Annotated in this window: 12 protein-coding genes; all 12 read left to right on the forward strand. The window is 31.9% G+C overall.

Annotation, left to right across the window (positions count from 1 at the left end):
• The first annotated feature begins 98 nt into the window (after positions 1-98).
• The 12 genes from LQ611_RS05200 to LQ611_RS05255 all read left to right on the forward strand — a co-directional run bounded on the left by LQ611_RS05200 (position 99) and on the right by LQ611_RS05255 (position 13,069).
• A complete protein-coding gene (locus tag LQ611_RS05200) occupies positions 99-2,390 on the forward strand; it encodes a DNA translocase FtsK (protein WP_107590585.1) in 2,292 nt (763 codons plus the stop codon).
• A 9-nt stretch (positions 2,391-2,399) separates the two neighbouring features.
• Positions 2,400-3,113 carry a GntR family transcriptional regulator gene (locus LQ611_RS05205; RefSeq protein WP_025905359.1) on the forward strand — a complete coding sequence of 238 codons (714 nt, stop codon included), beginning with the start codon at positions 2,400-2,402 and terminating at the stop codon, positions 3,111-3,113.
• A 77-nt stretch (positions 3,114-3,190) separates the two neighbouring features.
• Complete coding sequence (yfmF, locus tag LQ611_RS05210) at positions 3,191-4,465, forward strand: EF-P 5-aminopentanol modification-associated protein YfmF (protein ID WP_025905360.1); 1,275 nt, start codon at positions 3,191-3,193, stop codon at positions 4,463-4,465.
• Positions 4,458-5,747, forward strand: coding sequence for an EF-P 5-aminopentanol modification-associated protein YfmH (yfmH, locus tag LQ611_RS05215; RefSeq protein WP_107590586.1), 1,290 nt, complete (start codon positions 4,458-4,460; stop codon positions 5,745-5,747). Before yfmF ends, yfmH begins: the two co-directional genes overlap by 8 nt.
• On the forward strand, positions 5,740-6,444 hold the full coding sequence (gene ymfI / locus LQ611_RS05220; RefSeq protein ID WP_025905362.1) for an elongation factor P 5-aminopentanone reductase: 705 nt from the start codon (positions 5,740-5,742) through the stop codon (positions 6,442-6,444). The genes yfmH and ymfI overlap by 8 nt, the downstream gene beginning before the upstream one ends.
• Before the next feature lie 16 nt (positions 6,445-6,460).
• Entirely contained in the window at positions 6,461-7,276 is an 816-nt protein-coding gene (locus LQ611_RS05225) for a YmfK family protein (protein ID WP_025905363.1), read from the forward strand.
• Positions 7,277-7,296: 20 nt separating this feature from the next.
• Positions 7,297-7,692 carry a helix-turn-helix domain-containing protein gene (locus LQ611_RS05230; protein WP_037587819.1) on the forward strand — a complete coding sequence of 132 codons (396 nt, stop codon included), beginning with the start codon at positions 7,297-7,299 and terminating at the stop codon, positions 7,690-7,692.
• A gap of 64 nt (positions 7,693-7,756) precedes the next feature.
• A complete protein-coding gene (pgsA, locus tag LQ611_RS05235) occupies positions 7,757-8,338 on the forward strand; it encodes a CDP-diacylglycerol--glycerol-3-phosphate 3-phosphatidyltransferase (RefSeq protein ID WP_239709434.1) in 582 nt (193 codons plus the stop codon).
• Positions 8,339-8,395: 57 nt separating this feature from the next.
• Positions 8,396-9,544, forward strand: a complete 1,149-nt coding sequence (locus tag LQ611_RS05240; RefSeq protein ID WP_025905366.1) for a CinA family nicotinamide mononucleotide deamidase-related protein — start codon at positions 8,396-8,398, stop codon at positions 9,542-9,544.
• A 209-nt stretch (positions 9,545-9,753) separates the two neighbouring features.
• Positions 9,754-10,767 (forward strand): recombinase RecA, encoded by a 1,014-nt coding sequence (gene recA, locus LQ611_RS05245; RefSeq protein WP_049319417.1) that lies wholly within the window; start codon positions 9,754-9,756, stop codon positions 10,765-10,767.
• A gap of 218 nt (positions 10,768-10,985) precedes the next feature.
• Positions 10,986-12,545 carry a ribonuclease Y gene (rny, locus tag LQ611_RS05250; RefSeq protein ID WP_025905368.1) on the forward strand — a complete coding sequence of 520 codons (1,560 nt, stop codon included), beginning with the start codon at positions 10,986-10,988 and terminating at the stop codon, positions 12,543-12,545.
• A gap of 197 nt (positions 12,546-12,742) precedes the next feature.
• Positions 12,743-13,069 (forward strand): hypothetical protein, encoded by a 327-nt coding sequence (locus LQ611_RS05255; RefSeq protein ID WP_025905369.1) that lies wholly within the window; start codon positions 12,743-12,745, stop codon positions 13,067-13,069.
• The last annotated feature ends 29 nt before the right edge of the window (positions 13,070-13,098 follow it).

Raw genomic sequence — 13,098 nt, forward strand, 5'->3', positions numbered from 1 at the left:
CTATTTGTTCATTAACTGCCTACATACTATATGAGGCTGAGACATCTATTTATGTCCCAGCCTCTTTTTGCATTATAGATAAGGAGGCTATTTCAAAAATGGTACAAAAGAAGAAGCCAGCAACACGTAAAAGAAAAACAACACGTGGCAAGAAAAAGCAAAAAGATAATACATTAAAATACGTCATACAGATGATTGTGTTGTTTTTACTCGTGTTAGGTATTTTTCAATTAGGATTTATAGGTTTAATGATTGATAGCTTCTTTCATTTCTTATTTGGATTCTCAAAATATTTCACCTATATACTGATAGCGATTATTTCACTATTAATAACAGTGAATGGTAAATTAAAATTCACAAGAAGAGTAAATGGATTGCTCGTCTTTCAAGTAGCATTGCTATTCATTATGCAGTTAGTATTATATTTCAAAGATCCATCGTTTAAAACGTTTAAGACAACCTTGAGTGAAACATATTCAAGTTTAGAACGAAATGCATTTTACTTTAACGGTGGTGGTTATATTGGTTATTATGCGTTTAATGTCATAAGCAAGCTTATTTCTGTCTTTGGATATAGTTTATTAACGATACTCGTTTTACTATCTAGTGTTATTTTAATCATGAAGAAAAGACATCGTGATATTACGAAATCAGCATTTGATATGGCACAAAGTAAAACTAAATCAAAAATGACAAATCTTGAACAAAAAAGAAAAGAGAAGGCGAAAGCTAAACAACTAGAAAAAGAGAAGCGTCAAAAAGAGCAGCCTAAAGACGTTTCACATTTAGAAGAAGTCGAACCAGTTCAAGAAATTTCTAAAAATGACCAACTACAAACTAATGAAGAAATTCCAATCTTTGAATCACAAGAAAAGTTAGCTGCTAAAAGAGCACAACAACCTAAACAAACGGTTCAAAAAGAGCATGAAAATCATGAACCTGAAATGAACGAGTCAACAATAGATGAAACTGAGAATTTAAATTATAAATTACCACCGATTACGATTTTAAACGACCCACCTAAATCACAATCAGTGTCTAAAAAGACTGTTCAAGAAAAAGGGAAACTACTTGAAGCTACATTAAGAAACTTTAATGTTGATGCGAAAGTGACTCAAATTAGGATTGGACCTGCTGTTACGCAATACGAAGTACAGCCAGCTCAAGGTGTGAAAGTAAATAAAATTGTTAATTTGAGTAATGATATTGCACTGAATTTAGCAGCAAAAGATATTAGAATTGAAGCACCTATTCCAGGTAAGTCGGCAGTTGGGATTGAAGTACCTAATGAACATATTTCAATGGTAACGCTGAAAGAAGTACTGAATGAGGCAAAACCAACATCAAATAAACTTGAAGTTGCTTTAGGAAGAGATATTTCAGGTGAACCGATTACTGCAGAATTAAACAAATTACCTCACTTACTCGTAGCAGGTGCTACAGGAAGTGGTAAATCAGTTTGTATTAACGGTATTATCACAAGTATATTAATGAATGCTAAGCCACATGAAGTAAAATTAATGCTTATTGATCCGAAGATGGTTGAATTAAATGTGTATAACGGGATACCACATTTATTAACACCAGTTGTTACAAATCCTCAAAAGGCAAATCAAGCATTACAAAAAATTGTATCCGAAATGGAAAAAAGATACGACTTGTTCCAACACGTTGGTGCAAGAAATATTGAAGGATATAATCAATTCATTGAACGTACGAATCAAGAAATGGAAGAAAAACAAGCACAATTACCTTATATAGTCGTCATTGTTGATGAACTTGCTGACTTAATGATGGTTGCTGGTAAAGATGTTGAATCATCCATTATGAGAATCGCACAACTTGCTCGTGCAGCAGGTATTCACTTAATTATTGCAACTCAAAGACCATCTGTTGATGTCATCACAGGTAGTATTAAAGCTAATATACCTTCTAGAATTGCATTTGCAGTAAGTTCTGCAACAGATTCTAGAACAATTTTAGATAGTGGTGGTGCTGAAAAATTACTAGGTAGAGGTGATATGCTATTCTTATCTAGAGATTCTTCAAAACCAACAAGAATACAAGGTGCATTTCTTTCTGATGGTGAAGTTGAATCAGTTGTCCAACATGTTGTTGGAGAACAAACAGCGAACTATGTTAAAGAGATGGAACCTGACGAACCAACTGAAACAAATGAAATGGAAAGTGAAGATGCTTTATATAAAGAAGCATATTTATTTGTTGTAGAAGAACAAAAAGCAAGTGCGAGTTTATTACAAAGAAGATTTAGAATAGGGTATAATAGGGCATCTAGGTTAATGGATGATTTGGAAAGTAATGGTGTTATTGGTCCTCAATCAGGTAGTAAACCTAGACAAGTATTGGTTGATATTTATCAAGACGAATAGGGGGATATTATGTCTACAAATGCAAGTACAAATTTCGTTAAAAATTGGATATTAGAAAAAATTCAAACAGCAGAACTTAAACCGGGAGATGCTATTCCGAATGAGTTTGAAATTAAAAAGTTGTTAAATATAAATTATGATGAAATCGAAAAAGCCATACATGAACTTGTCACGGAACAAATTTTATCTCAAAAAACAGGCGACGTAACAGTGGTGAAACCTACACAACCATATTATTATCCATTAGACGAATTAGTAAGTATTACAAAAATGATAGAAAAAAATGGTGAAGTTGCTGGAACTGAATTTATTAGTTTAGATGAAGAAGTTGCAACTTTAAAAGATATAGAAGTATTAAACTTAGAAAAAGATGCATATATTTCAGTAATTGAAAGAGTACGTACAGCTAATGGCGAGCCAGTCGTTTATTGTTTAGATAAAATTGCTACTGATTTATTTGCATGCAGTGACTACCGATCCAACTCATCTATTCTATCCGCAATTGAAAGTAAAGTAGAATTTAAAATAACACATGCTAATACATCTATAGAATCTATTAGTTATGAACCATATATTAGTGAAATACTGAATTCTGAACCAGATGATGCAATGATGTTATTAACACAAGTTCATTATAACGAACATGGTACACCTGTTCTTTATTCACTAAATTATTTTAAAAGCAGTCTTGTAAAGTTTCGAATTACAAGAAATAGGATATAATAAATATATATATAGAAACAAAGTAACAATTGTTGCTTTGTTTCTCTATATACATACATATAAGAGAGGTATCTATTATGATAACAACAGAACATATACAATTATCTTCAAATGACGTTTATGTGATACCAACTGAAAAATTTAAAACAACGACTATCGTTTTTAAATTTGTAGCACCATTAAACAGTGAGACGATTACATCTAGGTCAATTTTAAGTAAATTAATTACACGTGTTACAAAACAATACCAAACTGATAAAGAAATGAATAATTTGCTTGCGGACTTATATGGTGCGCATTTATTTAGCTATGTCAATAAACAAGCTAATAATCATATCATGACAATTGGTATTGAAATCGTAAATGAAAAGTATTTAAATAGTGAACTTCCACTGTTTGAGCAAGCCGTTAAATTATTGCATGAAGTGATTTTCAACCCACTTATTGAAAATGGAAAATTTAACGAAAAATATACGAAGCAAGAAAAATCTTTATTACATAAAAAATTAACTGCAATTGAAGACAACAAATCACAACGTGCATTTATTCAATTTATGAATCATATGTTTGAAGATGAGCCATATAAATATTTAGCTTCAGGTAGACTAGAAGATATTGATAATGTAACGTCTGAATCTTTAGTGAATACATATCATGATTTGTTACATGAGAATGCGATATCTACATATATTATTGGAAATGTTGAATTAGATGAAGTTAAATCATTGTGTCATGAATATTTTAATTTCGATCATAATAGTCAATTAGAGATCGAAACGACATTATTAAAAGATATTAGAGAAGTAAAAGAAATAGTAGATTATACAAAGATTGATCAAGCAAAATTAAATATGGGATATAGGTTCCCAATAACATTCCATTCTAAAGAATATTATTCGTTCTTAGTATTAAATATGTTACTTGGTGGAGATGCTTCTTCTATTTTATTTAGTGAAGTACGTGAAAAACAAAGTTTAGCATATTCAATACATTCTCAAATTGATGCAAGAAATGGATTCTTATATATAGTTGGTGGCATTTCTAAAGATAAAGTACATGTTGCTAAAGAAACAATTTTAAATATATTTAAAGATATTCAACAAGGTGAAATTGAAACAGAGCGACTGACTTTAGCGAAGAAAGTCTTAATCTCACACGCACGAGAAATGTTTGATAAGCAACGACAAATGATTGACTTATTGCATACACATGCCAGATATCAATCCGTTTATAACTATGATGAGTGGATTAAAGAAATTGAATCTATCACTATTGAAGACATTAAAAAGATCGCACAACTTGGACAATTAGATACAATATATATACTGACTGAAGGTGATAACAATGCGTAATCAATATTATAAGCAGATTGATGAAACTGTATTTGAAGAGACTTTAGAGAATGGTTTAAAAGTAGTAGTTATTCCGAAAGCAGGTTTTTCAAAGACTTTTGTGACATATACAACACATTTCGGTTCACTTGATCACACATTTAAGCCACATGGCAAAGATGATTTTGTAACTGTTCCGGACGGGGTTGCACACTTCTTAGAACATAAATTGTTCGAAAAAGAAGACGGGGATGTCTTTACAAGTTTCGCTGAAAATGATGCACAAGTTAATGCATTTACGACATTTGATAGAACAAGCTATTTATTTAGTGCGACAGGAAATGTACACGATAATATTATTCGTTTATTAAAGATGATTGAAAGCCCATATTTTACTGAGAAAACAGTAGAAAAAGAAAAAGGAATTATCGCTGAAGAAATTAAAATGTACCAAGAACAGCCGAATTATAAATTAATGTTCCAAACTTTAGGTGCACTCTATCATAATCATCCTGTACAAGTGGATATAGCTGGATCTGTTGAAAGTATTTATGATATTACGGCTGAAGATTTATATTTATCATATGAAACGTTTTACCATCCAGCAAATATGGTGTTAATCATTGTTGGAGATGTTGATCCTGAAGAGACTATACAATTAGTGCGTGAACATGAAGATAAAAGAAATATGCATGAAATGCCACCTATTACGAGAAAAACCATAGACGAACCGACATCTGTCCATACACCATATGTCGAAACGAAAATGGATATTGTGCAAGAGAAATCAATGTTGGCATATAAATTCAAGCCTAATACAATTTCTGATAAAGTTCGCGTCAAAAATGATATGGAAATGATGATTGCTTTAGATTTAATGTTTGGTGAACAAACTGAATTTTATCAATCAAATTTAGAAAAAGAAGTAATTGACGATACGTTTGGTTATCAATTTGCTAACGAAATGACATATAGTTATTTAATTCTAGCTGTGACAACTGATTACCATCATGAATTTAAAGAAGCGGTTAAAGCTGAACTTAAGAAATATATTGAAAATGGATTTGTTCCAGAAGAGTTAGAAAGAGTGAGAAAACAAACTTTAGGGGAAATTGTATCAAGTTTAAATTCTCCAGAATATATTGCGAATCAATATACTAAATTCTATTTCGAAGGTGTCGAACTATTTGAACTTGTAAACATTTTAGAATCTATAACAGTAGAAAGTGTACAAGAAACATTGGCTTCATTAATAGACTTTGATCATGTTGTAGAAAGTCGTTTGGTGAAACAAAATGGCTAGAACATTTATTGTTGGTGGTAGTGGTGACATTGGCTTATCGATTGTTGATGAATGTTTATCACTAGGGCATGAAGTGATACTGCATTATAATCAATCTAATATTAATGAACTCAAACAAAGGTATGCCGGACAACCTGTTACTTTTCTACAATTCGATTTAACAAACAAAGATAATTTACAATCCTTAACATCAATCGGACATATTGATCAATTAATATATGCAGCTGGGCAATCGTCATTTGGTGCGATTCAAGATTTTACAGATGATAATATTGATGTTCAATATAATTTGAATGTATATGCGCTCATAAAAATTGTTCAATTATTTGTTGATGATATTAGAAAGAGTGAAAATGGCAGAATAATCGTTATATCATCTATTTGGGGTGAGACTGGTGCAAGTTACGAAACAATCTATTCAACAATGAAAGCTGCTCAACTTGGTTTTGTTAAATCTTTAGCAAAAGAACTTGCTTTAACATCTATTACAGTAAATGCTATATGTCCAGGTGTCGTTCATGGTAAAATGACAGATGAACTTGATGAAATTACACAAACACAATTAAAAGATGAAATACCACAAGGTCGGTTTGTTCAAACTAAAGAAGTTGCGGCAACTGTGGGATATTTATTAAATCCATTATCTCAAAGTGTGACCGGTCAAGTACTTCGTGTAAACGGAGGATGGTATATTTAATATTGGGGTGGTTATTATGGAAGAAGTCATTAAAAAAGAATGGTACTTAGAATACGATATACAAGTAAATAGAGCAGGTTTATTAGGGGATATCTCTAGTTTGCTTGGTATATTAGGTATTAATATCATAACGATAAATGGTGTCGATCAAGGCCGAAGAGGGCTACTCATTAAGACAGATGATATGAATAAGGTTAAACGTTTTGAAAATATTGTTAAAGAAATTGATGATATCACAATTAAAAAATTACGTACACCAGGCTTAAGAGATCGATTAGCGGTAAGACATGGTAGATATATTAAACGAGATGTTGATGACAAAAAGACTTTTAGATTCGAAAGAAAAGATTTAGGTTTGCTAGTTGATTTTATGGCAGAACTGTTTAAAGAGAACCGTCATAAACTGATTGGTGTGAGAGGTATGCCAAGAGTAGGTAAAACTGAATCGGTTGTTGCCGCAAGTGTGTGTGCCCATAAAAAATGGTTGTTTATTAGTTCAACACTTATTAAGCAAACTGTAAGAAGCTCTTTATTAAAAGGTGAATATAGTGATGAAAATGTTTATATTATTGATGGGGCTGTAACGTCTAAACAAACCGACGAAAAGCATAAACAACTCGTTAGAGAAGTTATGAGTTTACCAACAATTAAAGTAGTAGAACATCCTGATTTATTTGTACAGCGCTCTGAATATAGCCTTGAAGATTTTGATTATATTATTGAACTAAGAGAAACAGAAGACCAAGAAATTACATATGAGCAATTAAATAAAAATGATTTATTTACAAATGACAATATGGCATTTGGAGATGGATTTGGATTTTTTGAATAAATTGTTTGAGGTGAATATATTTGAAATATATTGGAGAAACGTTAAGAAGTAAAAGAGAACAATTAGGGATGACTTTAGTTGAACTTGAAGAAAAAACAAAGATACAACGACCATTTTTAATGATGATTGAAAAGAATGAATTTGAAAATCTACCAAATCCCGATTATACAAGAGGTTTTATAACGAAATATGCTTCGGCAATCAATATGAGTGCACCAGAATTAATTGATAAACATCAAAGTGAGTTGCCTAAAACAGCACCTTCTGCTAAAGAAGCTTTTAGACAGCTTACGCAAGAAAAAAGAAGCCAAACTGAAATATCAGAGAATAAAATGGTAGCTAAACTCATAACACAAATGGTTACGTTCTTTGGTATATGTTTAATTGGATGGATATTATTAATAATTATCATTTAATTATATATAGTATTGATTTATAATAGTATTATTATGCAGTTGTAAGAAAAGAAGGAGAACGAATATGAATATTCCTAATCAATTAACAGTATTACGTGTTATTTTAATACCTGTATTTGTTTTATTTTTACTTGTAGATTTTAATATGGGTGACATGCATTTCTTATTTGGACAAGAAATGAGAATAGAACAATTTATAGCTGGTATTATATTTATTTTAGCTTCTGTTACAGATTGGTTTGATGGCTATTTAGCGAGAAAATGGGAACTTGTTACAAACATGGGGAAATTTTTAGACCCTCTAGCTGATAAATTATTAGTAGCGAGTGCATTAATTGCATTAGTAGAACTTGATAAAGTATCATCAGTTATTGCTATTATCATCATTGCTAGAGAATTTGCTGTAACAGGTCTAAGATTACTTCAAATTGAACAAAGCTTTGTAAGTGCAGCTGGTCAATTAGGTAAAATTAAAACGGCTGTCACTATGGTTGCAATCGTATTTATCCTATTACAAGAACCATTCTCTACTTTATGGCAAATTAATCTTGGGCAATGGCTCATGTATATTGCTACTTTCTTTACAATTCTATCTGGTATAGAGTATTTTTATCATGGTAGAGATGTATTTAAAGGATCAAAATAATAACAACATTTAACCTACAACATTTCGTTTGTAGGTTTTTCTGTAGGAGGCAAAAGTATGAAAGTTAGTATTTTAAGCGTAGGTACTGAAATTTTATTAGGACAAATTGCTAACACAAATGCACAGTTTATATCAAAAGTACTTAATGAACTCGGTGCAAGTGTGATGAGACACGTTGCTGTAGGCGATAATCCTGGAAGATTAGAACGTACTTTTAAAGAAGAATTAGCGCATCATGACGTTGTGATTTTAACAGGCGGTTTAGGACCAACGAAAGATGATTTAACAAAACAAACTGTTGGTAAAGTATTAGGTAAATCGCTAGAAACAAATAAACAAGCTATGGATCAGATTGAACAATATTTTAAAAATGCAAACCGTACGATGACACCTAACAATAGACAACAAGCACTTGTTATTGAAGGTAGTGAAGTACTTAAAAATGACTTTGGTATGGCACCAGGCATGTATTTAGAAGTGGATGACAAAAAAGTCGTATTATTACCTGGTCCGCCGAAAGAACTTCAACCAATGGTCAATCAATATCTTGTACCTTTCTTCTTAAATGAAGAACGTGTCATCTTTTCAGAGTCGTTGAAATTTATGGGTATTGGTGAATCTAGTTTGGAAACAGAGTTGATTGACTTAATAGATAATCAATCCAATCCTACAATTGCACCACTTGCTGGTCAACATGAAGTATCACTTCGTATTACAGCTAACGCGAATACTAAACAACAAGCGATAGATTTAATCCAGCCTGTTAAAACAGAAATATTAAATAGAATCGGCGAATTTTATTACGGTAGTGATGATTTAACAGTTGAAGATGCTGTATTTAATGAATTAGACCAACCACTTGTTATCTATGATGGCATTACAGATGGCGTATTAAATGCGCGACTTAAGCTTTCTAAAGACAGCAAACAATATTTAAAATCATATCTCTTACAAAATTCATGGACTGATGAAATGTTGAATATTAGGCAAGATGATTCAATTGAACAAATTGCTAATAAGTTAAAATCAACATTTAATGTAGAAAGTGTTATCGTTTTAAAACAAGATCATAAAGAATCAACAGTATATATTTCACATATGCAAAAAAGGGAAAAATTTATTTCGTCATTAAGTCAATCATATGCTGGAAGACGTGATAGAATAAGCAATATAGCACTTATAAAGTTTTTGAACCAATTAAGGTAACTTGCAATAATTCATAAAATCGGTACTTATGTTCGCTTAATTTTAAAAAATGCGTACAAAAACACGAACAAATATTCGCTTTATGCTTGCAATTTAGAATAAAAGCATTTATAGTAATAATAGCTAATTAAACAAGTAAATTCATTTTATATATAGGAGGTTATCGCGTGAACGAACGTCAAAAAGCACTCGATACAGTAATTAAGAATATGGAAAAATCCTTTGGTAAAGGGGCAGTAATGAAGCTAGGGGATAATACAAGTAGAGAAGTATCAGCAGTTTCTAGTGGCTCAATCACACTTGATAAAGCATTAGGTGTGGGTGGTTACCCTAAAGGACGTATCATTGAAATATATGGTCCAGAAAGTTCTGGTAAAACAACAGTAGCTTTACACGCTATCGCTGAAGCACAAAGACAAGGTGGCGTAGCTGCTTTTATTGATGCTGAGCACGCACTAGATCCTGTTTATGCTAAAAACTTAGGCGTAGATATTGATAACCTATATTTATCACAACCTGACCACGGTGAACAAGGTTTAGAGATTGCAGAAGCATTTGTTCGTAGTGGTGCAGTTGATATTGTTATTGTCGACTCAGTAGCTGCATTAACACCTAAAGCTGAAATTGAAGGTGAAATGGGAGATACACACGTTGGCTTACAAGCAAGATTAATGAGTCAAGCTTTACGTAAATTATCAGGTGCTATTTCTAAATCAAATACAACAGCTATCTTTATCAACCAAATTCGTGAAAAAGTTGGCGTTATGTTCGGTAATCCTGAGGTAACACCAGGTGGACGTGCGTTGAAATTCTATAGTTCTGTTCGTTTAGAAGTACGTCGTGCTGAACAATTGAAACAAGGTCAAGAAGTAGTGGGTAACCGTACTAAAATTAAAGTTGTTAAAAACAAAGTTGCGCCTCCATTTAGAGTAGCAGAAGTTGATATTATGTACGGTGAAGGTATTTCACGTGAAGGTGAATTAATCGACTTAGCAGTTGAATTTGATATTGTAGATAAATCAGGTGCTTGGTATTCATATAACGGAGAACGTATGGGTCAAGGTAAAGAAAACGTTAAGACTTACTTAAAAGAAAACCCAGCTATTATTGAAGAAATTGATGGAATCTTAAGAGATCAATTAGGCTTTAACGGTAAGAAGAAAGAAGAAGCTAAAAAAGAAGAAAAACCTAATGAGCCTGAACAAGAAACTTTATTAGACTAAATAGTATTTTGTCATTAAATTAAACATTCTATAGATTACGTTTCATTGTGTAATCTATAGAATGTTTTTTTATAAAAAATAGAATTAAAAATTAAAGTCCATGTCCTTGACACTTGTACAAATTTAAACGTACAATTGAGTTGTATGATTCCATAGTTTCATTTAATCATATTTTTGTATATATAAGACGTAGAACCTAGATAGAAGGAGGTGTTTATGTGGACTTATTAACCCTCTTACTCATTTTGCTAGGAGTTATTCTAGGTGTTGTTGTAGGATACTTTTTCGCACATAATAGCTTAACGAAAAAGCAAGATCAAGCTCGTCAGTCTGCTCACTATATTATAAGTGAAGCTAATAAAGAAGCTGAGAGTCTTAAGAAAGAAAAGTTGATTGAAGCAAAAGAAGAAAATCAACAAATTAGAGATCATCTTGATAGTGAAATTAGAGAGAGAAGAAGTGACCTACAAAAGCAAGAAGCAAGATTACTTCAAAAAGAAGAAAATTTAGAGCGCAAATCTGATCTTTTAGACAAAAAAGATGAAATTCTAGAAAACAAAGAAGCTAAAATTGAAGAGCGACAACAACAGGTAGATGCAAAAGAGAGTAATGTTCAAGAAATAATAATGAAACATGAACAAGAACTAGAACGCATCTCCGGACTCACACGTGAAGAAGCTCGTAAAGAGCAATTCTCACAAGTAGAAGATGAACTGTCACATGATATTGCTGTACTTGTAAAAGAAAAAGAAAGAGAACTAAAAGCAAATGTCGATAAAAAAGCTAAAGAACTGTTGTCTATTACTGTACAAAGATTAGCAGCAGATCATACTTCAGAATCGACTGTATCGGTAGTTAATTTACCAAATGATGAGATGAAAGGACGTATTATCGGTCGTGAAGGTCGTAATATTCGTACTTTAGAAACATTAACAGGTGTAGATTTAATTATAGACGATACACCAGAAGCGGTTATTTTATCTGGATTTGATCCAATTCGAAGAGAAATCGCTAAGACAGCCTTAACTAATTTAGTATCTGATGGACGTATCCATCCAGGTAGAATTGAAGATATGGTTGAAAAAGCGAGAAGAGAAGTGGATGACCTAATGAGAGAATCAGGTGAACAAGCGACATTTGAATTAGGTATTCATAACTTACACCCAGAATTGGTTAAAATTTTAGGACGTATGAAATATCGTACAAGTTATGGCCAAAGTGTACTGAAACACTCAGTAGAAGTTGCACAACTTTCAGGAATGTTAGCAGCTGAACTAGGTGAAGATGTTACTTTAGCAAAACGTGCAGGTTTATTACATGATATTGGTAAAGCTATTGATCACGAAGTTGAAGGTAGCCATGTTGAAATAGGGGTAGAACTTGCAAAGAAATATCATGAACATGATACAGTCATAAATGCAATACACTCACATCATGGGGATGTAGAACCAACATCAGTTATTTCTATACTGGTAGCAGCAGCAGATGCATTAAGTGCTGCAAGACCTGGAGCTAGACGAGAAACTTTAGAAAATTATGTGAAACGTTTAGAAAGATTAGAAGAAATATCAGAAGGTTATCAAGGTGTTGAAAAAGCATTCGCAATACAAGCAGGTAGAGAGATTAGAGTAATCGTTTCTCCTGAAGATATTGACGACTTGAAAGCACATAGAATAGCTAGAGATATTAAAGATCAAATTGAAGGCGAATTACAATATCCAGGGCATATTAAGGTGACAGTTGTCCGGGAAATGAGAGCTACTGAATACGCTAAGTAGAAGAGTTCTCAAATTTTAAAAACCCTAACCGAATGCGGTTAGGGTTTTTTATGTTGTTATCAAAATAACTTTTGAACAATACAAAATTGTAGTATAATATATATGTATAATATGGAAGTGAAAAAATATTTAATGTAATTTAAACTGAAAACGATAAAACCATTCATAGTAGATTTATATAAAGTGAGGTGTGATATATGAATAATGACTACGTAACTAGAGCAGAATTTCAAATGCTAGAAAAACATATGAACACAAGATTTGATTTAATAGAAAGCTCTTTAAGAGAAGTAAAAAACGAATTGAAGAATGATATTAAAAGTGAAAGTCATCAAAGAATGATAGAATCTGAATCATTAAAAGAAGATATTATCAATTTAGTAGATCAAAAAATTAGCGCCAACATTAGTAATATGAAAGACGCTCAAAATAAATGGTTTATAGCAACCATACTCGTCGTACGGCTTTGTCAAATTAAGTGTGTAAGTTATTCAAGATACTTAATAACTCTATCTTTAATTTGATCATGTAAAAGAAGCTGGTTCATAACCAT

It is taken from the genome of Mammaliicoccus sp. L-M44 (genome assembly GCF_022386355.1).
Classification (GTDB): domain Bacteria; phylum Bacillota; class Bacilli; order Staphylococcales; family Staphylococcaceae; genus Mammaliicoccus; species Mammaliicoccus sciuri_A.